The organism is Bradyrhizobium sp. CER78, from assembly GCF_029846235.1.
Taxonomy (GTDB): domain Bacteria; phylum Pseudomonadota; class Alphaproteobacteria; order Rhizobiales; family Xanthobacteraceae; genus Bradyrhizobium.
The window spans coordinates 241,505-265,340 of record NZ_JARVWP010000006.1 but is presented as its reverse complement, the minus strand read 5'-3'; the positions used below and the strand labels follow the sequence as shown (position 1 = coordinate 265,340).

26 protein-coding genes and 1 tRNA gene are annotated in these 23,836 nt (G+C 64.6%); 17 read left to right on the top strand and 10 right to left on the bottom strand.

All coding sequences use genetic code 11. The annotated features are described in order from the left end of the window. Positions 1-2: 2 nt before the first annotated feature. The gene (tesB, locus tag QDT69_RS15375; protein ID WP_166213056.1) at positions 3-863 is read right to left on the bottom strand and encodes an acyl-CoA thioesterase II; all 861 of its coding nucleotides are present in this window, start codon (positions 861-863) and stop codon (positions 3-5) included. A gap of 214 nt (positions 864-1,077) precedes the next feature. On the opposite strand from tesB, the gene QDT69_RS15370 reads away from it, so the two are divergent. Next, the gene (locus QDT69_RS15370) at positions 1,078-2,298 is read left to right on the top strand and encodes a ubiquinone biosynthesis hydroxylase (RefSeq protein WP_279707347.1); all 1,221 of its coding nucleotides are present in this window, start codon (positions 1,078-1,080) and stop codon (positions 2,296-2,298) included. A 110-nt stretch (positions 2,299-2,408) separates the two neighbouring features. Here the strand turns inward: QDT69_RS15370 and QDT69_RS15365 are convergent, their stop codons facing one another. Together QDT69_RS15365 and QDT69_RS15360 are read right to left on the bottom strand one after the other, a co-directional pair. Continuing rightward, entirely contained in the window at positions 2,409-2,606 is a 198-nt protein-coding gene (locus QDT69_RS15365; RefSeq protein WP_279707346.1) for a Trm112 family protein, read from the bottom strand. 46 nt (positions 2,607-2,652) lie between these two features. Continuing rightward, positions 2,653-3,189 carry a TetR/AcrR family transcriptional regulator gene (locus tag QDT69_RS15360; protein ID WP_279707345.1) on the bottom strand — a complete coding sequence of 179 codons (537 nt, stop codon included), beginning with the start codon at positions 3,187-3,189 and terminating at the stop codon, positions 2,653-2,655. Positions 3,190-3,295: 106 nt separating this feature from the next. Here QDT69_RS15360 and QDT69_RS15355 point away from each other — a divergent pair, with 106 nt between their 5' ends. The 10 genes from QDT69_RS15355 to QDT69_RS15310 all read left to right on the top strand — a co-directional run bounded on the left by QDT69_RS15355 (position 3,296) and on the right by QDT69_RS15310 (position 12,344). Next, the gene (locus QDT69_RS15355) at positions 3,296-3,646 is read left to right on the top strand and encodes a hypothetical protein (RefSeq protein ID WP_146986167.1); all 351 of its coding nucleotides are present in this window, start codon (positions 3,296-3,298) and stop codon (positions 3,644-3,646) included. 11 nt (positions 3,647-3,657) lie between these two features. Further along, positions 3,658-4,464 carry a crotonase/enoyl-CoA hydratase family protein gene (locus QDT69_RS15350; RefSeq protein ID WP_279707344.1) on the top strand — a complete coding sequence of 269 codons (807 nt, stop codon included), beginning with the start codon at positions 3,658-3,660 and terminating at the stop codon, positions 4,462-4,464. Then, positions 4,461-4,883, top strand: a complete 423-nt coding sequence (locus QDT69_RS15345; RefSeq protein ID WP_279707343.1) for a PaaI family thioesterase — start codon at positions 4,461-4,463, stop codon at positions 4,881-4,883. Before QDT69_RS15350 ends, QDT69_RS15345 begins: the two co-directional genes overlap by 4 nt. Before the next feature lie 162 nt (positions 4,884-5,045). Beyond that, the gene (locus QDT69_RS15340) at positions 5,046-7,583 is read left to right on the top strand and encodes an EAL domain-containing protein (RefSeq protein WP_279707342.1); all 2,538 of its coding nucleotides are present in this window, start codon (positions 5,046-5,048) and stop codon (positions 7,581-7,583) included. 223 nt (positions 7,584-7,806) lie between these two features. Continuing rightward, positions 7,807-8,091 (top strand): PepSY domain-containing protein, encoded by a 285-nt coding sequence (locus QDT69_RS15335; RefSeq protein ID WP_279707341.1) that lies wholly within the window; start codon positions 7,807-7,809, stop codon positions 8,089-8,091. A 10-nt stretch (positions 8,092-8,101) separates the two neighbouring features. Beyond that, a complete protein-coding gene (locus QDT69_RS15330) occupies positions 8,102-8,659 on the top strand; it encodes a cytochrome b/b6 domain-containing protein (protein ID WP_279707340.1) in 558 nt (185 codons plus the stop codon). Between the two features lie 147 nt (positions 8,660-8,806). Beyond that, positions 8,807-10,507, top strand: a complete 1,701-nt coding sequence (locus QDT69_RS15325; protein ID WP_279707339.1) for a hypothetical protein — start codon at positions 8,807-8,809, stop codon at positions 10,505-10,507. A 68-nt stretch (positions 10,508-10,575) separates the two neighbouring features. Further along, positions 10,576-11,046, top strand: a complete 471-nt coding sequence (locus tag QDT69_RS15320; RefSeq protein ID WP_279707338.1) for an FMN-binding protein — start codon at positions 10,576-10,578, stop codon at positions 11,044-11,046. After that, the gene (locus QDT69_RS15315) at positions 11,027-11,935 is read left to right on the top strand and encodes an FAD:protein FMN transferase (RefSeq protein WP_279707337.1); all 909 of its coding nucleotides are present in this window, start codon (positions 11,027-11,029) and stop codon (positions 11,933-11,935) included. The genes QDT69_RS15320 and QDT69_RS15315 overlap by 20 nt, the downstream gene beginning before the upstream one ends. Positions 11,936-11,954: 19 nt before the next feature. Continuing rightward, positions 11,955-12,344 carry a hypothetical protein gene (locus QDT69_RS15310; RefSeq protein ID WP_279707336.1) on the top strand — a complete coding sequence of 130 codons (390 nt, stop codon included), beginning with the start codon at positions 11,955-11,957 and terminating at the stop codon, positions 12,342-12,344. Positions 12,345-12,349: 5 nt separating this feature from the next. Here the strand turns inward: QDT69_RS15310 and QDT69_RS15305 are convergent, their stop codons facing one another. Together QDT69_RS15305 and trxA are read right to left on the bottom strand one after the other, a co-directional pair. Continuing rightward, positions 12,350-13,024 carry an LON peptidase substrate-binding domain-containing protein gene (locus tag QDT69_RS15305; protein WP_279707335.1) on the bottom strand — a complete coding sequence of 225 codons (675 nt, stop codon included), beginning with the start codon at positions 13,022-13,024 and terminating at the stop codon, positions 12,350-12,352. A 30-nt stretch (positions 13,025-13,054) separates the two neighbouring features. Next, positions 13,055-13,975, bottom strand: a complete 921-nt coding sequence (gene trxA / locus QDT69_RS15300) for a thioredoxin (protein ID WP_279707334.1) — start codon at positions 13,973-13,975, stop codon at positions 13,055-13,057. Between the two features lie 258 nt (positions 13,976-14,233). Between trxA and QDT69_RS15295 the strand changes: the two genes are divergently transcribed. The 5 genes from QDT69_RS15295 to QDT69_RS15275 all read left to right on the top strand — a co-directional run bounded on the left by QDT69_RS15295 (position 14,234) and on the right by QDT69_RS15275 (position 18,142). Continuing rightward, positions 14,234-14,689 carry an SRPBCC family protein gene (locus tag QDT69_RS15295; RefSeq protein WP_279707333.1) on the top strand — a complete coding sequence of 152 codons (456 nt, stop codon included), beginning with the start codon at positions 14,234-14,236 and terminating at the stop codon, positions 14,687-14,689. 160 nt (positions 14,690-14,849) lie between these two features. Next, a tRNA-Gly gene (locus QDT69_RS15290) sits at positions 14,850-14,924 on the top strand. Positions 14,925-15,156: 232 nt separating this feature from the next. Further along, positions 15,157-15,831: a DUF2865 domain-containing protein gene (locus tag QDT69_RS15285; protein ID WP_279707332.1), complete on the top strand. Its 675-nt coding sequence runs from the start codon at positions 15,157-15,159 to the stop codon at positions 15,829-15,831. A 250-nt stretch (positions 15,832-16,081) separates the two neighbouring features. Continuing rightward, the gene (locus tag QDT69_RS15280) at positions 16,082-17,359 is read left to right on the top strand and encodes a PQQ-dependent sugar dehydrogenase (protein ID WP_279707331.1); all 1,278 of its coding nucleotides are present in this window, start codon (positions 16,082-16,084) and stop codon (positions 17,357-17,359) included. A gap of 222 nt (positions 17,360-17,581) precedes the next feature. Continuing rightward, on the top strand, positions 17,582-18,142 hold the full coding sequence (locus QDT69_RS15275) for a c-type cytochrome (protein ID WP_279707530.1): 561 nt from the start codon (positions 17,582-17,584) through the stop codon (positions 18,140-18,142). A 182-nt stretch (positions 18,143-18,324) separates the two neighbouring features. On the opposite strand, the gene panE is transcribed toward QDT69_RS15275, so the two are convergent. The 4 genes from panE to QDT69_RS15255 all read right to left on the bottom strand — a co-directional run bounded on the left by panE (position 18,325) and on the right by QDT69_RS15255 (position 22,579). Then, complete coding sequence (gene panE / locus QDT69_RS15270; protein WP_279707330.1) at positions 18,325-19,242, bottom strand: 2-dehydropantoate 2-reductase; 918 nt, start codon at positions 19,240-19,242, stop codon at positions 18,325-18,327. A 439-nt stretch (positions 19,243-19,681) separates the two neighbouring features. Next, on the bottom strand, positions 19,682-20,287 hold the full coding sequence (locus tag QDT69_RS15265; protein ID WP_279707329.1) for a 2-hydroxychromene-2-carboxylate isomerase: 606 nt from the start codon (positions 20,285-20,287) through the stop codon (positions 19,682-19,684). 111 nt (positions 20,288-20,398) lie between these two features. Beyond that, the gene (locus QDT69_RS15260; RefSeq protein WP_279707328.1) at positions 20,399-21,754 is read right to left on the bottom strand and encodes an MATE family efflux transporter; all 1,356 of its coding nucleotides are present in this window, start codon (positions 21,752-21,754) and stop codon (positions 20,399-20,401) included. 237 nt (positions 21,755-21,991) lie between these two features. After that, complete coding sequence (locus QDT69_RS15255) at positions 21,992-22,579, bottom strand: DUF2239 family protein (RefSeq protein ID WP_279707327.1); 588 nt, start codon at positions 22,577-22,579, stop codon at positions 21,992-21,994. Positions 22,580-22,710: 131 nt separating this feature from the next. Here QDT69_RS15255 and QDT69_RS15250 point away from each other — a divergent pair, with 131 nt between their 5' ends. After that, entirely contained in the window at positions 22,711-23,376 is a 666-nt protein-coding gene (locus QDT69_RS15250) for a glutathione S-transferase (protein WP_279707326.1), read from the top strand. 8 nt (positions 23,377-23,384) lie between these two features. Here QDT69_RS15250 and QDT69_RS15245 read toward each other — a convergent pair whose 3' ends face one another. Then, the gene (locus QDT69_RS15245; RefSeq protein WP_279707325.1) at positions 23,385-23,810 is read right to left on the bottom strand and encodes a DUF1330 domain-containing protein; all 426 of its coding nucleotides are present in this window, start codon (positions 23,808-23,810) and stop codon (positions 23,385-23,387) included. Between the last annotated feature and the right edge of the window lie 26 nt (positions 23,811-23,836).

The window sequence follows — 23,836 nt, the reverse complement described above, 5'->3', positions numbered from 1 at the left end:
GGTTATTTGCGTTCGCGCACCGAGCCTTCTTGCGCGACCGACGCCACCAGCGTGCCGTCGGGCTTGAAGATCAGGCCGCGGGTCAGACCGCGGCCCGACTGCGCACTCGGCGAATCCTGCGCGTAGAGCAGCCATTCGTCGGCGCGGAATGGGCGGTGAAACCACATCGCGTGGTCGAGGCTCGCCGGCATCATGCGCCGGTCGAACAGCGTGCGGCCATAGCGCGCCATCACGGCATCGAGCAGCGAGAAATCCGACGCATAGGCGAGCGCGCACAGATGCAGCGCCGGATCGTCGGGCAGCTTCGCCGCGGTGCGGATCCAGACATGGATGCGGCCGTCGTCGATCTTCTGGCCGAAATAGCGGCCGAGCTCGACCGGGCGCAGCTCGATCGGCCGGTCGCTCTCATAGTAGCGGCGGATGAACTCCGGCATCTCCTTGAACATCGGCTGCTTCGACACTTCCTCCGCGGTCAGCTTCTCCGGCGGCGGCACGTCGGGCATCTTCTCCTGATGATTGAAGTTGCTCTCTTCATCGGCATGGAACGACACCATGATGGAGAAGATCGCGTTGCCGTGCTGGATCGCGGTGACGCGGCGGGTGGTGTAGCTCTTGCCGTCGCGCAGCCGCTCGACCTGGTAGATGATCGGGATCTGCGGATCGCCCGGCAGGATGAAGTAGCAATGGATCGAATGCGGCAGGCGGCCCTCGACGGTGCGGCACGCCGCGACCATCGCCTGACCGATCACCTGGCCGCCGAACACGCGCTGCCAGCTTGTCTTCGGGCTATTGCCGCGGAACAAATTCACCTCGAGCTGCTCGAGATCGAGGATGGACAGCAGGTCGATCAGGCTCTTGGACATTCGGTGGCTTTCGGTTGGTTAAACCGTCATTCCGGGGCGATGCGACAGCATCGAACCCGGAATCTCGAGATTCCCCGGTGCGCAATTGCGCACCTGTGGTTCTCGCTGCGCGAGCCCCGGAATGACGATCAGGCTTGTTTCTGCCCCCTGTTTCGCCCAGCTATTATCAGGTAGCAAGCACAGTCTGATGGCGTCGGGCGCGTAAGGAAAAGGCATGCCGGCACAACGAAGTATCGTGATCTGCGGGGGCGCATTTGCCGGGCTGGCGCTGGCGGTCGCGTTGCGCCAGGGGCTGGGGCCGGACATCCCGGTCATCGTGGCCGATCCTGCGCTGAGCCAGCGCCCGAGCCGCGATCCGCGCGCGACCGCGATCGTGGCGGCCTGCCGGCGGCTGTTCGAGACCCTCGGCGTCTGGGGCCAGGTGGCGCCGACCGCGCAGCCGATCACCGACATGGTCGTCACCGATTCCAAGCTGGAGGACGCCACGCGGCCGGTGTTCCTGACCTTCGCCGGCAATGTCGAGCCCGGCGAGCCGTTCGCCCATATGGTCGAGAACCGCTATCTGATCGATGCGCTGGCGGCGCGCGCCGAGGCCGAAGGCGTCGAGCTGCGCGCCACCGCAGTGTCGGCAACGGAGTCACGCCCCGACGGCGTCAGCGTACGGCTGGCCGACGGCACCGAGATCGATGCGAGCCTGCTGGTCGCCGCCGACGGCGCACGCTCGAAGCTGCGCGAGCGCGCCGGGATCGCGACCCATGGCTGGGACTATGATCAATCCGGCATCGTGGTCACGGTCGGCCACGAGCGTGAGCATCGCGGCCGCGCCGAGGAGCATTTCCTGCCCGCAGGTCCGTTCGCGATCCTGCCGCTGACCGGCAACCGCTCGTCGCTGGTGTGGACCGAGACGCGCAAGGACGCCACGCGTATTGTTGCCTTGAATGAAGAGCAATTCCACGCCGAGCTCGAGCAGCGTTTTGGTTTGCATCTCGGCGAGATCAAGGCGCTCGACAAGCCGCGTGCGTTTCCGCTCGGCTATTTCGTCGCGCGTTCCTTCATCGCCGAACGGCTGGCGTTGATCGGCGACGCCGCGCATGTGATCCATCCGATCGCCGGGCAAGGGCTCAATATGGGCCTCAAGGATGTCGCAGCATTGGCCGAGGTCGTGGTTGACGCGGCGCGGCTCGGCATGGATCTCGGACAGGCCGACGTGCTCGAGCGCTATCAGCGCTGGCGGCGCTTCGACACCATGGCGATGGGCGTTGCCACCAACTCGCTGAACTTCCTGTTCTCCAACGAATCGACGCTGCTGCGCACCGTGCGCGACATCGGATTGGGTTTGGTCGATCGCGCGCCGCCGCTGAAGAGCATGTTCATCCGCCAGGCGGCGGGATTGTCGGGCGAGGTGCCGCGGCTGCTGAAGGGTGAGGCGCTGTAGGCTTTCGCAGATTCGTAGCTCGGATGGAGCGGAGCGAAATCCGGGTAAGATCATCCACGGATAGAGCGGTCCCGGATTGCGCTGCGCTTCATCCGGGCTACGCGATCACGTCAATCGATCTTGCGCGCCTCTTCCGGCAGCATGATCGGGATGCCGTCGCGGATCGGATAGGCGAGTTTTGCGGAGCGCGAGATCAGCTCCTGCCGCGCGGCGTCGAATTCCAGCGGTCCCTTGGTGATCGGGCACACCAGGATCTCGAGCAGCTTTGGGTCGGCGGTGCTTTCGAGGTGGTCGATCGTCGAGTTCATTGCGGTCTCCGGCTCGCCGACATCTAGCACATCCAAATGTCGGCTGTCAGCGCTTCGTCATCCGCAGCAGCTCGTCGATCGCCGCCTGCTGCTGGGCTTTCGGCAGCGTCTGCTCGGACAGCGCGTAGCCGATGAACGCCCAATAGAAGATCTGCGCCCGGCCGCGCGCCACGTCGTCGGGGAATCCGGCCTGCCGGAGCAGGGTTTCGATATAGCCGATCCGGCGCCGGTCCACCTCGAGCATGGCGGCGCGCGCCGCGGCGTCAGTGGTGGCCCAGCTGCGCACCGCGCGTTCCAGCGCCAGCCGCGCCGAGAAGGTCCGACGCAGCAGCAGCGCCAGCGCGTCGCCGCCTTGCGGAATGGTCTCGAGCTCGGCGATCACCTGCTCGGCGGCGACCTCACGCCAATGGTCGAGGATCGCGGCGCGGTAGGCGCCGATGTCGGCGAAATGCCAGTAGAAGCTGCCGCGCGAGACGCCCATGGCCTTGGCCAGCGGCTCGGCCTTGAGCGCCGTGAAGCCGCGCCGCGCCAGCGTCTTCAGGCCCTGATCGAGCCAGTCCTTGGCTGAGAGCTGTTCCGTCATGGTTCCCCGTCTGCGCCGCCGACCATACACAAGTGTATTGACAGGCGCCAGCGTCCGGTGTCTCATCCATACAGTACTGTATGGTCCATTACATGAGGACTTGGCGATGCGTGATCTTCTGCTGCAAGGCGCCGGTGCCATCGCCATCCTGGTCAGCTTGATCCATGGCGTCCTCGGCGAGACCAAGATCTTCGCCCGCGCCACCGTCGAGCCGCCGCGGCTGCGCCTGCTGCTCCGCCTGGTCTATCAGGCCGGCACCGTCGCCTGGATCGGCGGCGGCGTGCTGCTCATTGCAGCGCCCGCGATGGCCTCCGATGCTGCGCGGCACTGGATCGTGGCGACGCTCGCGGTCGTGTTCGGCTGCGCCGCGCTGGCGAATGCGGTTGCGACCCGCTTCCGTCATATCGGCTGGATGGCGATGAGCGTGGTCGTGGCGCTCGCTGCCGCCGGTTACTAGCGAGCGCAACGATGCCGACTGACCGCATCAGCCTGAGCATCGCGGGTGGCGTCGCCGATGTCAGGCTCAATCGCCCCGACAAGCTCAATGCGCTCGATCCGTCGATGTTTACCGCGATCGCCGACATCGGCGCGCAGCTCGCCGACAACTCAAAGCTCCGCGCCGTGGTGCTGTCGGGCGAGGGCCAGGCCTTCTGCGCCGGCCTCGATCTCGAGCGCCTGGTCGCGACGACGGAAGGCGAGTCGATCCTCCCGTTTGCCGATCTCGGCCAGCGCACGCACGGCATCGCAAATTTCGCGCAGCATCTGGTGTGGCTGTGGCGCGAGCTGCCGATGCCGGTGATTGCCGCCGTCCATGGCATCGCGTTCGGCGGCGGTTTCCAGCTGATGCTCGGTGCCGACATCAGATATCTCGCACCCGCCACGCGCCTTGCCATCATCGAAGCCAAATGGGGGCTGGTGCCGGACATGGCCGGCACGCAGCTGATGCGCCATCTCGCGCGCGAGGACGTAGTGCGAGAACTGACCTATACTGCGCGCGTCTTCTCCGCCGACGAAGCGCTCGGTTACGGCTTCGCCACCCGGATCGTCGAAGACCCGCGCGCCGCCGCGCTGGAGACCGCCCGCGCGATCGCGGACCGCAGTCCCGATGCGATCCGCGCCGTCAAGCGGCTGCTCAATCTTGCCGCCGATCGCGATGCGGCGACGGGGCTCGCGGCCGAGACAGCCGAGCAGGCGCTGCTACTTGGCGCGCCCAATCACATCGAGGCGGTCAGGGCCAATCTCGAACGACGACCGCCGCAATGGAGGTTTGCATGACCACTGGAGCGGGATTCGATCTGGAGCGTCTGATCGCGACCAATGCGTCGGCGGCCTTCAACCGGCTTGTCGGCCTCGAGGTGATTTCCGCCGGCGCCGGCGAGGTGGAACTGCGCATGCCCTGGCGCGACGATCTCACCCAATATGCAGGCCACCTGCATGCCGGCGTGATCGCAGCATTGCTCGACACCGCCTGCGGCTTTGCCGCCGCATCGGTCGTGGGCTCGGTCACTGCATCGCATTTCTCGATGAATTGCCTGAGGCCTGCGATGGGCCACGGCTTCATCGCCAAGGGCACGTTGGTGCGCGCCGGCCGCAGACAGATCTTTGCGCGCGCCGAACTGTTTGCGGAGAGCGAACAGGGCGAGGCGTCGCTGGTCGCAACCGGTGAAACCGTGCTCGTCCCGCTCGCGGGTTGAAGACACGCGATTGAAGGGCGTGTTCAAAATCTATGGGGGCATCAATTTCCGTGCGGAATCGGCTTACGCGCGGATAACCATGCCACTGAAAATTGTAGAAAATTATCGAGAAGACAATTCAATCGGCCTAGCTTGTCCGCGCGGACAACCACGGGCCGACGCATGTTTCGTGTTCTGACGTGCCTCTCAGGTGAGCATGACTGGCGGCTGGTTCTGCTGGCTGGACTGGTCTGCTTCGTTGCCAGCATTGTTGCGGTCAACATCTTCCATCGCGCGATCGCCTCGCAGGCGAGGACGCGGCTGATCTGGATCGCGATCGCGGGAGCTGCGATCGGCTACGGCATCTGGGCAACGCATTTCATCGCCATGCTGGCCTATGAGCCGGGCGTGCCGACCGGCTACGGCATCGTTCTCACCGCGCTGTCGCTTGCGGTGGCGATGATGTTGACATCAGGCGGCCTCGGCCTTGCCGCCAGCGACTCCAGCCCCTGGCGCGCGCCAGTCGGCGGCGCCGTGATCGGAGCCGGCATTGCCAGCATGCATTATCTCGGAATGTGGGCGCTGGAAGTGCCGGGCCACGTGGTGTGGTCGATGGACCTCGTGGCCGCGTCCATAGTGCTCGGCATGCTGTTCGGTTACGCCGCGCTGGCGACCGCGGTCCGTTACCAGGATCGCTGGTCGTCGCTGGTCGCGGCGCTGTTGCTGACGCTTGCGATCGTGTCGCATCATTTCACCGCGATGGGCGCGGTCGAGATCATTCCGGATCCGTTGCTGGCTCCGGAGGCCCTGTCGCTCTCTCCCGCCTTCCTCGCCATCGTGATAGCGGGCGTGGCGCTCTCGGTGCTCGGGATGAGCCTGGTCGGCGTGCTCGCGGACCGGCGCCTCGCGCTTCGCACCCGCCGCTTCGAGGAGATCATCAGCCAGCTGTCGCTGGCGCGCCAGCAGGTTGAGGCGTCGCAGAAGGAGCTGGAGCAACAGAGGTTCCGGCTCGATACCGCGATCAACCACATGGGCGAGGGCCTCTGCATGTTCGATGCGGAGAAGCGCCTGGTCGTGTGCAATGACCGCTACGCCAAGATGTACCGGCTGCCGCCCGAATTGCTGATGGCCGGCACCGCCCACCGCGAGATCATCACGCATCGGATCGCCAATGGCCTTCTCAAGGGCGAGACCAGCGACAGCGCCGCGACCGAGAAGCTCGCCACGCTGAACGCGCTGCCGGCCGACGAGATCAGCAGCCGAGTCGACGAGCTTGCCGACGGCCGGCTGATCTGCGTGACGCGGCAGCCGATGCCCGGTGGCGGCTGGGTCGCAACGCATCGCGACGTCACCGAGCAGCGGCGCTCCGAGGCCAAGATCACGCATATGGCGCAACACGACGCGCTGACCGACCTGCCGAATCGCGTGCTGCTCAAGGAATGGATGGAGCAGGCGCTCGCGGGCGCGAGGTGCGGTGGGCCAAGCCTTGCGGTGCTGATGCTCGATCTCGATCGCTTCAAGGACGTCAACGACACGCTTGGACATCCGGCGGGCGATGCGTTGCTGATGTCGGTGGCCGCGCGGCTGCGCCGCTGCGTCAGCGATACCACGCTGGTCGCGCGGCTCGGCGGTGACGAGTTCGCCGTCATCGACTACGTCAGCGATCCGGTCACCGAGGCCGGCTTGCTCGCAGAGAAGATCAGGAAGGCGCTGAGCGAACCGATCGATCTCGGCCATCATCGGGTGACCACCACGACCAGCATCGGCATCGCGCTCGCACCGCGCGACGGCACCGATTCAGACGAGGTCCTGCGCAGCGCCGATCTTGCGCTCTACTCGGCCAAGAGCGGTGGGCGCGGCTCGTTCCGTTTCTTCGAGCCGGAGCTCGATCGGTTGCTGCAGGCCCGACGCAGCCTCGAGCGCGACATGCGCAGTGCGCTCGCCAATGGCGAGTTCGAGCTGCATTATCAGCCGTTCATCCATGTCGCGAGCGGGGAGACCTGCGGCTTCGAAGCGCTGCTGCGGTGGCACCATCCGCAGCGCGGCATGGTCTCGCCGGCGCAGTTCATTCCGCTCGCGGAAGAGACCGGCCTGATCGTGCCGCTCGGGGAATGGGTGCTGCGCACCGCCTGTGCGGAAGCCGCCAAATGGCCCGACGATCTCAAGATCGCGATCAACCTGTCGCCGGTGCAGTTCAGGAGCCCGGAGCTGGTTCCGGTGATCGCGCACGCGCTGGCGAGTGCGGGAATTTCTCCCAACAGGCTCGAGCTCGAAGTCACCGAAACGGCCATCATCCAGGACAGCGAAGCGGTGTTCGCCGCGCTCAGCCAGCTACACGATCTCGGGGTGCGGATTGCGCTCGACGATTTCGGCACCGGCTATTCCTCGCTGAGCTTCCTGCAGAAGTTTCCGTTCGACAAGGTCAAGATCGATCGCAGCTTCGTCTCCGAACTCTCCGGCGCATCGGACGAGTCGCGCCGGATCGCGCGCGCGATCGTTCGCTTCGCCGTCAGCCTCGGCAAGACCACGACGGCCGAAGGCGTCGAGACCAGGGAGCAACTCGATATCCTCCGCGCCGACGCCTGCGTGGAAGTGCAGGGCTTCCACTTCAGCCCGCCGGTGCAGAGCGAGAAGGTCGCGCAGATGATCGGTGAGCGGGTCCCGGCAGCGGCCGAACGTCCTGCTGCGGTTCGTCTCGCAATGGCGGGTGCCGCCTCCTGATCGAAGGCGCGCGCCGGCAGATTCGGATTTCCATGAGGCGTAAGGCCGCAGCACGCGGTCAAAACCGAATTGCGCGTGGGGCGCAAAGCGGTTTTCGCGGCGGTTAGAATTTCTCTAAAGCCTGCCGCTGCCGCGCTTCCTTGACTTGGCAATCCCCTCGGCATTGTTCACCCATGTGCTCTGCGCGATGTGCGTTGTGGGCAGGATCGTCAACGGAGGGGAGATGCGCGTGAGAGTGATTTTGAGCGCTGTGCTTGCAGCTGGTGTTCTGGGACTGACGGGATCGGCGGCGTTCGCCGACGGCTACAAGACTTGCACCAAGCTCGACAAGGCGTCGTGGAAGCCGGCAAGCGATGCCGAAGCCAAGGCCAAGGCGGCCGGCTATGAGGTACGCCGCACGAAGGTCGAGGGCTCCTGCTACGAAGTGTACGGCGTCAAGGAAGGCAAGCTCTACGAGCTGTTCTACAGCCCGGAAGATCTCAGCCTGAAGCATACGATCGCCAAGTGAAGCGGCGGCGATGACGGAGGCGGCGCCGGACGCCCGCGGCGCGACCAGCGTGCAGGTCTGGGACCTGCCGCTGCGGCTGTGGCACTGGGCGCTCGCCATCCTCGTCCTGGTCGCGTGGGTGACGCCCAGCGTCTATGACCGGCTGCACCGGCTGGCGGGCTATTCCGTGATCGGGCTGTTGGCGTTCCGCTTGATCTGGGGCTTTGCCGGCACGCGCTATGCGCGTTTCGGCAAGCTCGGCGTCCGGCTGCGCGCCGCGCCGCGCTACATCTGGAATCTCCGCCGCGGCATCACCGGCCGCTATATCGGGCTCAATCCGGCGGGCACCGTGATGCTGGTGGCGCTGCTGCTCACGCTCGCGGTCTCCGCGATCACGGGTGCGATGGAGGTCACCGTCACCTTCTTCGGCGTCTGGTGGGTCGAGGACACCCACGCCTATGCCTCGGATGCGGTGATCATCCTGGTCGCCCTGCACGTGCTCGGCGTCATCGTGGTGGGCTTGCTTCAGCGTCAGAACCTGGTGCGCGCGATGTTCACCGGCCGCAAGCAGCTTCGGGATCGCTCTTAAGTCCTGTCGGTCGGGCTGCTTCGCAGCTTCATGCTGCTTTAGATGCCGATTTTTCCCGAATGTCCGGCTTTGGTTGCTTCTTATTTCCATTCTAAACTTGAGGGATTCTAAAAGCGCAGCGTCCTCCCATCGCCGATTCTTCGCGAATTGTTTCCGGACAATGCTAGGTGCGTCCCAATGTCGCGGATTGCGTATCTGCAGACAATACGGAGGGGGCGCATGTCATCGCATCGTTACACGGGATTGGGTGGATCGAAACTCAAACGCGGCCTCAAATCGCGGCGTGCCGCGCTTCTCGCGGCGACCGCGCTCTCGATCGTCGGTAGCGTCAGCGCTGCTGCAGCCGAAGGCGACGCGAACGAAGCGCTGCTCAAGAAGCTCGACAAGATGGAGCAGCGTATCCAGGCGCTCGAAGCCGAACTGAAGCAGAAGGACGCCGCCGCCAAGCCGGCGCCGCGGCCGGCCTCGACTCGAAGCGCCAATGCCGCAGCGTCATCTGTCGAGCCTGGGAGGACGACCGATGCCAAGCAGGACGCGAAGGATGCCAAGGGCAAGCCCGAGGCGCAGTCGGCAGGGACACCGGCCAAGCCTATGCTGAATCTTCCGCCGCTTCCGTCGGTGGGGGACAAGCCGATCCTCGGGCTCGTCGACTCTCCCGTGCCGGGCCTCAGCATCGGTGCCTACGGCGAAATCAAGTTCGGCAGCGTGCAAAATCCCGCCGCCAACGGCCAATGGCAGAACGGCTTCGATGCAGCGCGATTCGTGCTGTTGCCGACCTACGCGATCACACCAAACATCATTTTCAATGCAGAGATCGAGTTTGAGCACGCAGGCTCCGGCTTCGACAACGATGACAAGCTGCACGGCACTGCCGAGATCGAGCAGGTCTGGATCGACTTCAAGATCATCGACCAGTTCAACGTGCGCTCGCCGGGTATCGATCTCGTACCGATCGGCTACATCAACCAACACCACGAGCCGACGCAGTTTTACAGCGTGAACCGGCCCGAGTTGTATAACGGTCTCATTCCGTCGACCTGGAAAGTGCCGTCCTCGAGTGTCTACGGAACCATTACCGAAGACCTGAAGTATCAAGTGATGGTCAGCACCAGCAATGAGGACTTCGGCGATTCCTTTGATAACCGGACCGCGGCCAAGACCGTGCCGCTTCCTGGCACCCCCTACGCCGCAGGCATCGATGGCCTGAATGCCCTCGCCTTCTCGAGGCCGCCGCTCGGTGACTTCCAGCAACTCAACAATGCCGTGGCCGTATCGGGGCGGCTCGACTTCACGCCGACATTCCTGCCCGGCCTCGCCGGAAGCGTCAGCGCCTATTACTCGCCGAACACGACGCCGCGCGGCGCGCATGACGATCTCGGCAACTTCCTCGGACACTCGAGCCTGACGATGTTCGACGCCGAGTTCCGCTATCGCGTTCCCGACACGGGTCTTGAACTGCGTGGCGAATATGTCCGCGCGGAATTCGGCCGTCCGGAGAACCTGCGCGCCAACAACGATTCAGATCCCACCAACAACGTCGGCAAGACGATGTACGGCTATTCCGGCGAGGTCGCTTATCACGTGCCGCTCGGGACTGTCCTGAACAGCGAGTGGGAGGCGGTGCCGTTCTATCGCTACACTTATCAGAACCTGCAGACCGCAGGCTTTGCCGGTACGGACGCCAACCTGCCGACCGGCGCCGGCGAGCGACAATTCCATACCGCCGGCTTCGCGCTGTTCCCGTCGCCGAAGGTCGCGCTCAAGGCGACCTATCAGCATGTCATCGACAAGAGCATCACCGGCGCGATGTCGGATTCGTTCCTCGGCGGCGTCGGCTTCTTCTTCTGAGACCAGCGGGGCGCGCCGGAACGAGCGCCGCCACGGCGAGACATTGAACAACAGGAGTTGCGTAAAAGATGACGTGGGTTCGATATACGTTGCCGGCGGCGGCGCTCGTGTCGGTTGCCTCGCCCGCCTATGCCGTTCAGTACCTGTCGATCGCGGAGGCGCAGAAGCAGGCATTTCCGTCGGCGACGCAGTTCACCGAAGTTCAGGCAGGACGCGTGTGGAAGGCTGAAGCCGGCGGCAAGGTCGCGGGCTTCTTCATCTTCGACCGGGTCATCGGCAAACACCTGTTCATCGACTATGCGGTGGCGCTGACCCCGGGCGGCGCAGTGCATAAGGTCGAAATCCTGGAGTACCGGGAATCCTATGGCGGTGAGGTCAGAAGTCCGAGCTGGCTGGCGCAATTCGTCGGCAAGAGCAGCGCCAGCGCATTGAAGATCAACGGCGACATCAGGAATATCTCCGGCGCGACGCTGTCATCGACACATGTCACCGAGGGCGTGAAGAGGATCCTAGCCGCCTATGCCAATCGTCTCCGATAGGACCCGCCGCGCGCGGCCGCTGCTCGGCACCTTCGTCGAGATCGAGGTCGCAGCCGCCGGCCCCGAAGCGGATGCCGCCATTGACGTCGCATTCGATGCCGTCGCGCATGTTCATCGGCTGATGAGCTTTCATGAGCGCGACAGCGATGTCAGCCGCCTCAATCGAGAGGCCAGCGTTCTGCCGACACCGGTTCATGCCTGGACATTCGAGGTGTTGGAGGTGGCGGTCGAGATTCACCGGCGCTCTCGGGGGATCTTCGACGTGACCGTTGCGCCGGCGTTGCAAGCCACCGGCCTGCTGCCCGGACCGGACGGCGGTCGGGTCGTCGCGTCCGGGCCGTGCGTTGGCGACGCGATCGAGTTGTTGCCGGAACGCACTGTGCGCTTTCGAGCTCCTGAAATCACGATCGATCTCGGAGGAATCGCTAAGGGCTTTGCGGTCGACCGTGCCATCGAAGTATTGCGTGGATTCGGCGTTCCGGCGGGGCTGGTGAATGCCGGCGGCGATCTCCGGGTGTTCGGAACAGAGCCGCAGAGGGTCGATCTGCGCGATCCGCGCGACCCGCTGCGCCTGCTCGCGCGGGTCGAGATGATCGGAGAGGCGCTGGCGTCGACGGCGCGTCGATTTGATCTGGCGGAGGGCACTTGTCCGGGCGCCTCTCCGATCGTCAATCCCGCCACCGGCGAGCCGGCTACCGCGATCGTCGGCGCCACGGTCCGCGCGTCCTCATGCATCATTGCCGATGCGCTGACCAAGGTCGTGATGATCTCGGGGACCGATGCAGGCGACCTGCTTGAGCATTACGGAGCAAACGCCCTGTTGATCGCGGCCGACGGGGACATTCAGGTCACGTCCGACTGGCGACAGGTGGTGCATCTTGCGGCTTAAACGTTCATTTCGTTACGCGATGTATGCCGCGTTTGCGGCGCTGTTGCTGACAGGCGCCGGCTGGTTGGTGGCGGATTGGCAGAAAAACATCGCCGGCGACGAGATTTGGCAGCTGGTCGCCGCCAACTTGCTGATGGTTCACGGCGGTGTCGCCATGCTGACACTGCTGTTGCTCGGAGCGCTCGTTCCCGTGCATCTGTTGCGCGCGTGGCGGAGCCGGAAGAATCGCATTTCGGGATCGATCATGGCGACGTTCAATGCCGCGCTGATCGCAACCGCCTTCGGGCTGTATTACCTCGGTTCGGAGGTGGTCAGGCCCTGGATGAGCTGGATCCACCTCAGTGCGGGGTTTACCCTGTCGATGATGTTTCCGCTTCACGTCTGGCTAGGCCGCCGCGAGTCGCGGTGAGGGGCCTACTGCACCGGCGGGTCGCCCGAGGTGCGCTTCTTGGCGAGGTCCATCTCGGTGACGGCGATCAGGATCTCGGCGCGGGTCTTCAGGTCGGGCGCCTCGAGCATCGCCTGCTTTTCGGCCGGACCATAGGGCGACATCATCGCCAGCGCATTGACCAGCGCTTCGTTCGGCGCGGACTCGATGCCCTCCCAGTCGACCTTCAGATTGTTGGCTTCGAGGAAATCCGCCAGCACCTCGAGCAGCGCCTTGCGGTCGACGGCCTCCTCGCCCTTGCGCGCAGTGAAGTCGCCGGTGAAGGAGAAGAAGTCGACCTTGCACTGCCGGTATGGCGTCTGCACGTTCAATTCCTCGACCACCTTGAAGCGCGCGACGCCGGTCAGTTCGAGGATGTAGCGGCCGTCGCCGGATTCGGCGAGCTGGGTGATGCGGCCGACGCAGCCGATGCGGAACAGCACCGGCTTCGCCTCTTTCTGCGAATGCGCGACGTCCGGCTGGATCATGCCGATCAGGCGGTGACCGTCGCGCAGCGCGTCGTCGATCATCGCGAGATAACGCGGCTCGAAGATGTTGAGCGGCATCTGGCCGCGCGGCAACAACAGCGCGCCGGGCAGTGGGAACACCGGGATCACCTCGGGGAGCTCGCCGGGCCCGCGATATTCGGCATTGATCGGCATCTGCGGTCCCGCTGTTGTGACGGGCGTACTTTACGAGAACAGGATGGTCGACAACCGCCTGCGCCCCTCGACGGTTGCCTCATCGGTGCCGCCCCACGCCTCGAAGAACTGCACCAGCTGCTTGCGCGCGCCGTCGTCGTTCCACTTGCGGTCGCGCTTGACGATGGTGAGCAATTGCTCCGTCGCCTCCGCGCGCTTGCCCATCGCATTGAGCGCGGTCGCGAGATCGAAGCGGGCCTGATGATCGAGCGGGTTTGCGGCGACTTTCTGTTCGAGCTCGGCGATCGGACCGACCGACTGCGCCTGTTCGGCGAGATCGATCGCCGCCTGCACCGCCTTCACCGCGGCGTCGCTGCGCTTGGATTCCGGCACCATCGCGAGCGTCTGCTTGGCCTGCTCGACCGCGCCTGTCGTCATGTAGCATTTGGCGAGGCCGGCCAGCGCCGCGATATTGGTGGCGTCGTGCGCCAGCACCTCGGCGTAGATCTGCGCCGCACCTTCGGCGTCGCCCTCGGCAAGCACGGCGTCGGCCTCGGCCAGGGCCTCGGTGAGATTGGGCTCGCCGGCGGCCGGCACGCCCTTGGTGATCTTCTCGATGAAGGCGTTGACCTGGCTCTCCGGCACCGCGCCCATGAAGCCGTCGGCGGGCTGGCCGTTGACGAAGGCGATCACAGCCGGGATCGACTGGATGCCCATCTGGCCGGGGATCTGCGGATGCTCGTCGATGTTCATCTTGACCAGCTTGACCCGGCCCTTGGCGTTCTTGACCGCCTTCTCCAGGATCGGCGTCAGCTGTCGGCAGGGGCCGCACCACGGCGCCCAGAAGTCGATCATGACCGGCTGGCGGCGCGATTCCTCGATGACGTCCTTGACGAAGGTCTGGGTCGTCGTCTCCTTGATCAGATCGGGCGCTGCCTGGGGCGTGGGGCCGCCCTGCTCCATTATCGTCACGTTGTCCTCGCCTGCTTCTGAGGTCGGAATTCCGGGGGCGTTCTAGCACGCTCCGCACGGCACGTTCAGCCGTTCTGTGAGCCTAGAGCATGATCCCGGAAAAGTGGGAACCGGTTTTCCGACGATCACGCCCAGTACATGGCGGTGACCCGGCAAAATTCAATTGCCTGCCTCCTATCCCGTTCGATCGGAGATCGGGTGGGCCTGTCCCCCGGGACGGCGGAAGATGGCCGTCCTTGATGGCAACGGGGAACACCCATGGCAAAGGCCTATTACAGCACCGTGTTCGAGCAGCCGGCCGGCGAAGTCTGGAAAATCATCCGCGATTTCAACAATTACCCGGTCTGGGTCCGTGGTGCCGGAACGAGCGAGATCGAGGACGGCAAGTCCGGCGACACCGTCGGTGCGGTGCGCAACGTGCTGTACCGGGAACGGCGGATCCGGCAGCGGCTGCTCGCGCAGTCCGACGTCGAGCGCTTCCAGACCTACGAATTTGCCGGCCCTCCGACCCTGCCGATGACGGATTTCAGCGCAACCCTGCGGGTGACCCCGGTGGTCGACGGCAATCGGGCCTTTATCGAATGGTGGGCGGTGTTCGATTGCGAGGCCGAGCGCCGCGTCGAACTGGCGCAGACCCTGACCGGCTGGTTCGAGAGCTGGCTCGAATCGCTCCGGGACGAGATGGCTTTGAGGCCGGTTCCGGCGGAAACATAAAAAGAAATCGTCGCAGCGACCGGTTTCGGCCGATTCGGGGTCAATTTTTAGCGAAACCGTGCGATTTCGTGAGGGTCAGACCGCGCTCTTGTGTTGCATTCACAGACAGCATTTGGCATAGGTCTGCCGTTGCCGGCGAGTGATCGCCGCCATTTCGGATGCGGGTGTAGCTCAGTGGTAGAGCACGACCTTGCCAAGGTCGGGGTCGAGGGTTCGAGCCCCTTCGCCCGCTCCAAAATCTCTCGCTGACCGAATATCTCGCCGACAGAGCTGACAGTCTGATGAAGGCCCGCCACCATTGCGGGCTTTTTTGTTGGCGCCGTCTTGCCGTTTGCCGCAGCCCGTGATGGCCGCTTCCGGCCTCGTTAACCGGCAAATAGCCCATTCTCAAAACTGATAGAAATCTGTGGTTGTCTCGGCCTTGAAATGGCTGCCGCTCGCCTCTCGACGCGGCACGCAAGTGAATGATGCCGATCAGCTGGACGCCGGATCCCGCCTTGGAGCGCCGCGTTGCTCGCGCAAGCGTTGCAGCGCTGATCGCGCTTGCCGGCGTCGGGATATGTTCGCCGGCTTCAGCGCAGCAATTGCCGAGCGACTCCGCCTACGCCCCGGCACCCAGCTTCTTTCCCATGCCCGGCTTTGCGCCGGCGCCCGGCTTCGAGCCCACGCAGCAGCCGCGGACCCGGGTCTACATCACGACGCGCTCGCATTGGGGCGGCCGGCAGAACTTCTGCGTTCGGACCTGCGACGGCCGCTTCTTCCCGCTGCCGCGCGTCAGCGGGGCCGCCGACGTCAGGTCGTGTGAGGCGGCCTGTCCCGCGGCCGAGGTGAAGCTGTATTCCGGCTCCGACATCGACAGCGCCAGGACCGAACAGGGCGAGGCCTACAGGACGCTCGCAAATGCATTCCGGTTTCAGCGCGAGATCGTGCCGCAATGCTCGTGCAGCGCCAGCGCCTCAACCGGCCTGTCGCCGATTGCGATCGAGGACGACATGACGCTGCGGACCGGCGACATCATCGCCGCCGATGATGGCTTCAAGATCGCGGCGATCACCGGTGGGGAGCGGCGCAGCGTGTTGTTCAGGCCGCTCTCGAAGGCCAAAGCGCAGGCGCTCGGCCTGGCGCGCCTGTCGTCGCGATAGATTCCAAGCGTTAGCTTCGTTCGAATATCACGCTGCGGTGCAGAATGCCTTGCCCGCAGGCAGAGTGCGCAGGAAAATATCGTCTCAACTTGTTTTGACGCAGCGCACACCGCTGCACGCGCTTTTCAGCGTCGTTGGATGTGCTACCATTTTGCCGTCTGACCTACCTCCAGACCGCCACCATCATCTCTCAGGGCGTTCAAAATCAATAACAGGCAAGCTGCAACGGCTTGCATAGGGGAGTGACGCGATGAAATCGGCTTTCAATCGATCGATACTTGCGTTCGCGGCGGTTGCGCTGCTGGCGGGGACAACCTTCGCCAATGCGCAGCAACAAACTGACAAGAACCGGGCGCTGAAGAAATACGAATCCGGCACCAAGGAATTCTGGACCCATCCGCCGGATGACTGGTTCCTCGGCGACGAGACCGAAGCGCAGAAGGGCCTTGCCCCGCCGTCCGGTCCGCCGACCGGCGCGTCCGATGCCGAACTCGCCAGCATGATGAAGAAGATCAAGCTGCCACCGGGCTTCAAGATCGAGGTCTATGCCTCGAACGTGCTCGCGGCGCGGCAGATGGCCTGGGGCGACAAGGGCACGCTGTTCGTCGGCTCGTTCGGCCTCGGCAACGTCTATGCGATCAAGGACAACAACGGCAAGAAAGAGGTCAAGACCATCCTCAAGGGCCTCAACATGCCGACCGGCCTCACCTTCCGCGACGGCGCGCTCTATGTCATCGCGGTCGACAAGCTGATCAAGTACGACAATGCCGAAGCCAATCTCGACAATCTCGGCAGCGGCAAGGTGGTGTATGACGACATGCCGTCCTATGCGGCGCATGGCTGGAAATACATCGCCGTCGACAAGGATGGCTGGTTCTACATTCCGTTCGGACCTCCCTTCAACATCGGCATCCCGCCGACCTCGGTGTCGCAGATCCGCCGCGTCGATCCCAAGACCGGCAATGCGGAGATCTGGGCGCTCGGCGTTCGCAACTCGGTCGGCGGCGACGTCGATCCGCGCACCGGCAAGTACTGGTTCACCGAAAACGCCCGCGACTGGATCAGCGACGATCTGCCGAGCGACAAGCTCAACATGATCTCGAAGATCGGCGAGCATTTCGGCTATCCCTATTGCCACCAGGGCAACCTGCCGGACACCAAGTTCGCGATGGGTCACAAGTGCTCGGAGTTCACCCCACCGGTGTACAATCTCGGCGCCCACGTGGCTCCGCTCGGCATGAAGTTCTATACCGGCAGCCAATTCCCACCCGATTACAAGAACAGCATCCTGATCGCCGAGCACGGCTCCTGGAACCGGCACAAGTACCAGGGCGGCCGCATCGTGAAGATCACCGCGAGCCCCGACGGCAAGAATGCCAAGCAGGAAATCTTCGCCTCCGGCTGGATCGAGGGTGACCAGGGCTATCTCGGCCGTCCGGCCGATATCCTGCTCGACAAGGATGGCTCCATCCTCGTCGCCGACGATTGGGCCGGTGCGATCTATCGCATCAGCTACAGCAAGAAGTAACAGTCGAACGAGCGGGGGCTGCGGTGGCCGTGAGGTGGCCGCAGCTTCTGTCGCGATCGGGTAACGGAACAACCTCGTCATGCCCGGACTTGATCCGGGCATCCATCCAACAAGAACCCTTTTTAAACCTGATGGATTGCCGGGGCTTCCTCGATCAGCTCGGGGACAGACGCCCGGCAATGACCGCCGGAGAAACTGACAATGCGCGTTGTGTCCCTCGGAATGCTGTTCGCGTCGGCGGTCGCGCTGACGTCGTTCGCCCAAGCGGCGGACAATGCTGCCGGCAAGGCGAAGGCCGAAATCTGCGCCGGTTGTCATGGCGACAACGGCATCTCGCAGACCGAGAACATTCCATCGCTGGCCGGCCAGCTCGACCAATTCATTCAGTGGCAGCTGGTGTACTTCCGCGCCGGCGCGCGCAAGAACGAGCAGATGCAGCCGATCGTCGAGCAGCTCAACAACGACGACATCCGCAATCTCGGCGCCTATTTCGCGTCGCTGCCGCCATTCAAGGGCGGCAAGGACGACAACCCTGATTTGTCCGAGAAGGGCAAGCAGGCCGCGGTCGGCCGCCGCTGCGCCTCATGCCATGGCGACGGCTTTGCCGGCACCAAGGCGGTCGCCCGCATCGCCGGCCAGCGCGAGGAATATCTCGTCAAGGCGCTGCACGACTACAAGTCAGGGCAGCGCTCCGGCGGCGCGCAGGCGGCGATGGCCGATGTCGCGTATCCCTTGAGCGACGAGGAGATCACCGCGCTCGCGCATTATCTGGCGCATTTGTAGCGGCACGGCACTCGGCCATCCTCCCCTGGAGGGGGAGGATCGGCGCGAATGCAATGAGCGACGAGGTGGGGTGACGGTCTCTCCACGCGAACATTGCCCGTGTTGAGAGATCACCCCACCCCGCCTCACATCTCGCTTCGCTCGGCGTGAGCCGACCCTCCCCCTCCAGGGGAGGGTGGAGATCAGCCCCGCTGCTTCTCGTACGCCTTGAGATGCGTATACGCCGTGCGCAGCTTCGGCACCGGGATCTTCGCGGCGTCGGCGCGCACGATCAGGTCGCCGATCACGTGATCGGCTTCGACCGGCAGCCCCGCCTTGATGTCGCGGAACATCGATGCGGTCATCGGCGAGCCTTCGGTGGTGAGCAGCCCGCGGGTGCGCTGGAAGAACGGGCCGCCCGGCATGTGGCCGGCGTCGGCCGCGATCGCGCTGCATTCGTCGAGGATGCCGAGCAGGAAATCCTGGCCGCCGGGCGCGGCAAGGATGTTGCCGACCGAGGTCCGCATCAGGCTGGTGGAGGCGGCGAGCGATGCCAGGAACACCCACTTCTCCCACATGTCCTGCATGATGTGGTCGCTGGCAGCCGCGCCGTTGACGACGGAGAATGTGTCGGCGATCGCGCGCACCCGGTCCGACGTGCCGCCGGCGCGCTCGCCGAAGCCGAGCGACTGCATCGGCTGCAGCTGCACCACCTCGCGCTTCTCGTTCAGCGTCGCCGCGATCGCGCAGAGGCCGCCGAGCACATGCTGGGCGCCGAACTTCTTCTCCAGCGCATCGAGATGCAGCATGCCGTTGAGCAGCGGGATGATCGCGGTCTTGTCGCCGACCGCGGGTGCAAACGACTTGATCGCGTCCTCGAGGTCGAACGCCTTGCAGCTGAGCAGTACGACGTCGAACTTGTCCGAGAGCTTGTCGGCCTGCACGGTCGGCGGATTGTTCAGTGTGACATCGCCGTTCGGGCTCTTGATCACGAGCCCGGCCGAAGCGAGCTCGGCGGCGCGGCGGTGCCGCACCAGGAAGGTGACGTCACGGCCGGCCTGAAGCATCCGTCCGCCGAAATACCCGCCGATCGCACCGGCGCCGACCACGAGAACACGCATGGGAATTTTTCCTTCTTGATTGAGCAAATGCGAATGGGGAACACATATAGATGCTGGTTCGCGATTGGCTAATCACTATTCGCTACCGGCTCTAAAGCGGGATGAGTTCTGGTTGAATCGGTTTGGCGCGGTCTCGGTTCACCTCTCCCCGTTGGGGAGAGGTCGGATTGCGAAGCAATCCGGGTGAGGGCTCTTGCCCTCTCGATAGACCATAACCCCTCACCCGATTTGCTGCGCAAATCGACCTCTCCCAAGGGAGAGGTGAACCTTCGACGCCATTCCAGCTCAACCTAATCTCATCAGGCTCTAGCGTCATTCCGGGATGGTCCGAAGGACCAGACCGCAGCTGCGCAATTGCGCAGCGGGGAATCTCGAGATTCTCGGTGCGCAATTGCGCACCTGAGGGTTCGATGCTGCACATCGCCCCGGAATGACTACGTCACTTTCCCGACACCAATTCCTCGACTTCGCGCAGCTGCTCCTTGCCGAAGAAGATCTCCTTGCCGACGAAGAAGGTCGGCGAGCCGAACGCGCCGCGCTCGACGGCCGACTGGGTGTATTCCATCAGCTTCCCCTTGACGTCAGCGTCCTGCGCGCGGGCGAACAGCTTTGCAGCATCCAGGCCGGAGGACGCGAGCGCTTTGCCGGCAACTTCCGGATCGTCCATCTTCTTCGGCTCGACCCACATGTGGTGGAAAGCCGCCTCGATATACTTCTCGAACACGCCCTCGAACTGGGCGGCGACCGCCGCGCGCATCAGGTTCAGCGTGTTGACCGGGAAGAACGGGTTCCAGGTGTAGGGCTTGACGTTGAAGCGTTTGAGGAAGCGCTCGGTCTCGATCTTCATGAACTCGGGCTTGTTCTTGACCCCCGCCAGCGTTTCGGCCGGCGATTTGTTGTTGGTGGCCTTGAAGATGCCGCCGAGCAGGATCGGGACATATTCGAACTTGACGCCGGTGCGTTGTTCGATCGCCGGGATCGCCTTGTGGCTGAGGAACGCGTTGGGGCTGCCGAAATCGAACAGGAATTGCGGATTTTGGCTCACGGCGGTCTCTCCCTCAGCTTGTCTCGTTTGGGCTCATTGTAGCATGGGCCTGCTGTCGCAGGTGCCATCGGTAGAATATGATACTCATCATGTGAGTAGCAGTGCATGATGTCAAATCAGCCGCTTGATGGTCTGCTTGCGCCATACCAGGGCGTAATAGGCCATCTGCAACAGGAACATAGTTGCGAAGGTGACGGGATAGGCGATCCAGATGCCGCTGATGCCGATGGCGCGGCTGAGCAGGGTCGCGACCGGCACCTCGACCGCCGCGATCGCCAGGGTCGAGATGAACAGCGGCATCCACACCGTGCCGCCGGCGCGCATCGCGCCGGAAAACACCGTGGCCATGCCGAACAGCACCATGCTCCACAGCACGATGTACAGCAGCTGCTGGGCTAGCGCGAGCACCGTCGGGTCGACGATGAAGAAGCCCATCAGCGGCCGCGCAAAGAGATAGCCGAGCACCACCAGCCCGCCGGTCAGCGCGAGATTCATCTCGAGCCCGGCTCTGACGATGGCGCCGACCCGGCCGGGTTCGCCGCGGCCGATCGCCTGCGCGCCGAAGATCGAGGTCGTGATGGCGATCGAGATCGCCGGAAACTGCACATAGCCGATCACCTGGTTGACCGCGCCATAGGCGGCGGTGGCGTCCGAGCCGAACCCGTTGACGAGGCCGAGCAGCACCAGTTCGGCGAGCGAGACCACCACCATGCCGATCGCGGTCGGAATGCCGAGCCGCAGCACGATGCGCAGCAGCGCGCCCTTCGGCCGCATCGCGCGCAGGAACGCTGTGTCGAAGGCGAGCGGGTGCTTGTGCCTGAGCATGTGGACATGCAGCCAGAGCAGCGTCACCACGCCCGAGACGGCGGAGGCAATTGCGGCGCTGGCGACGCCCAGCATCGGCAGGCCGAGCCAGCCGCGGATCAGCGCCGGCGTCACCACCAGGCCGACAGCGGTCGAGACCGTCAGCGCCACCAGCGGCGTCACAGTGTCACCGACGCCGCGCATCATCGCCGCGAGCAGCAGGAATGCGAACGTCACCGGCATCGTGATCATCATGATCCGCGCATAGGACACCGCGGCGTCGAGGACATCAGGCGGCGTGGCAAGCGCGATCAAGAGCGGGCGGGCGAACAGGCCGCCGAGGATTGCGATCGCCAGCGCGAGCAGCAGCGTCACCGTCATGGTGGTGCCGGCAACGGCCTTCACCCGGTCGGGCTCGCCGGCGCCCCAGGCCTGGCCGATCATGACCGAGGCGCCCGCGCTCAGGCCGATCACGAAGGAGATAAAGAAGAACATCACCGGGAAGAACACCGATGCCGCCGCCAGCGCGTCGACGCCGATCATCTGTCCGAGATAGACGCCGTTGATGGTGCCAAACAGCGACTGCAGCACATTGCTCAGCAGCATCGGCGCCAGGAACGACAAGAAGGCTTTGCGTAGGGAGGGAGGGTTGGACACGTTCAAATTCCAAAAACTGAGATCGTCAGGACGGCAGTGGGAGCAGGTGCTGCTTACCTCGCCCCGCGTGCGGGGAGAGGTCGGAACGCATCGGGAGATGCGTTCCGGGTGAGGGGGAGTCTCCGCAAATTCAACTATCGCCGAGTATGCGGAGGCGGCCCCTCACCCCAACCCTCTCCCCGTAAGAACGGGGCGAGGGGGCTGCGCCGTCGCGGTTGGTGTTCGACCTAATCTCACCACGAGTCAGTCCGCTTGATCGCTATGAGCGAGCGCGATGGCGTGGTCGCGGATATCGGCCGGCCAGTCCGCGATCAGGGTCGCGAAGCGCCGCCGGTCGTGCGCGAACAGCGCGCGGATCGCCTCCTCATAATGCGGCCGGTTGCCGGCCATCGTGGTCATGAAGCGATAGGCGGCATCCTGCGCTGCGCGCGTGCGGTCCTTGTCGCCGCTTGAGCGCCGGGCCTCGTCGACCAGCTTGCGGATCGCAACCGACGCGCCGCCCTTCTGCTGCGCGAGCCAGTCCCAGTGTCGCGGCAACAGTGTGATCTCACGCGCGACGACGCCAAGCTTTGGTCGTCCCGGCCCGCGCGGCGCGGCCGGCACCGCCGGCTCCTCATCGAGCGGGCGGGCGGGCTTTGGCAGCCGCGCCAGCACGTCGTCGACCGAGCCGCGGAAGTCGATATCGACCAGCGCCGAAGTGCGGCCGTTGAACACCAGGACCGCGGCATCCTTGTGCTGGTCGAGCAGCTGCTTGACGGCGCGGGCGACCTCGGGGAGATCACCGGCGGCGATGCGGTGCTCTTTTTCAAAGGCGACATAGGCTGGGTTCATCGCTGATCTCTTCGGTTGCGCGGCATATTGCCCGGGTAATTCGGGGTAATCCAGGCGCGGACGTCTCGACTTTCTTGCGGCGGGCTGGCACCAAACGCCGCCCGATTGCGCTGACATCTGAGAGGACGCCCATGCTGACGGTTCATCACCTCAACAATTCCCGCTCGCAGCGCGTGCTGTGGCTGCTCGAGGAATTGGGCGTTGCTTACGAGATCGTGCGCTACCAGCGGCAGCCCGACATGCGGGCGCCGAAGGAGCTGCGCGCGGTCCATCCGCTCGGCAAGTCGCCTGTTGTCACCGACAACGGCAACACCATCGCGGAATCCGGCGCGATCCTCGAATACATCATCGCGACTTATGGCAACGGCCGCCTGATCCCGCAGGCCGATACGCCGGAGCGGCTGCGCTACACCTATTGGCTGCACTACGCCGAGGGATCGGCGATGACGCCGCTGCTGCTGAAGCTGCTGTTCACGCTGATGCCGAAGCGCGCGCCGGCGCTGCTGCGGCCGCTGGTGCGCAAGGTCTCGAACCAGGCGCTGTCCACGCTGGTCAATCCGCAGCTCAAGCAGCACATGGCCTATTGGGAAGGCGAGCTCGGCAAGAGCGAGTGGTTCGCCGGTGGCGAATTCTCCGGCGCCGACATCCAGATGAGCTTTCCGCTGGAGGCGGCCGCCGCGCGCGGCGGGCTCGAGGACGGCCACCCCCGTTGCGTCGCATTCCTCGAGCGCATCCACGCCCGCCCGGCCTATGCGCGGGCCTTGGAGAAGGGCGGGCCGTACGAGGTCGGCCGATAAACACGCGCTCATCGCGGCAGCTCGACCAGCGGCAGCAGCCGTGAATCGGCGAGCGCCGCCGTGCGATGCCCGATCCCTGCGAGATAGGCGTCCGCCAGCGCGAAGGCGAGGAACGCGCCGCGGCTCTTCTGCCGGATCAGCATCGCACGGTCCCAGCGCTCGGCCTCGGGCCCGATCAGGAACGACCCGCCGTCACCCATGAACAGGATGTCGCCGCCACTCTTCTGCAGATGCGGGAGCGTGCGCGCGACATAGCGGTCGTACGCCTCCGCGCCTGATATCGGCTGCGGCGGGGCGAGCTCGGGGTCTTGCGAATAATCGGCGATCTCGCGGAAGCGCAGCAGGTTGAGCATCACCAGCTCGCCCGTGATCTCGCGCTGGGCAAAGTCGCGCCCGGCGTTCCAGGTCGGCTCCAGATAGCAGGTGGTGTCCATGTTGGTCGTCCCATCGGGTTCGGATG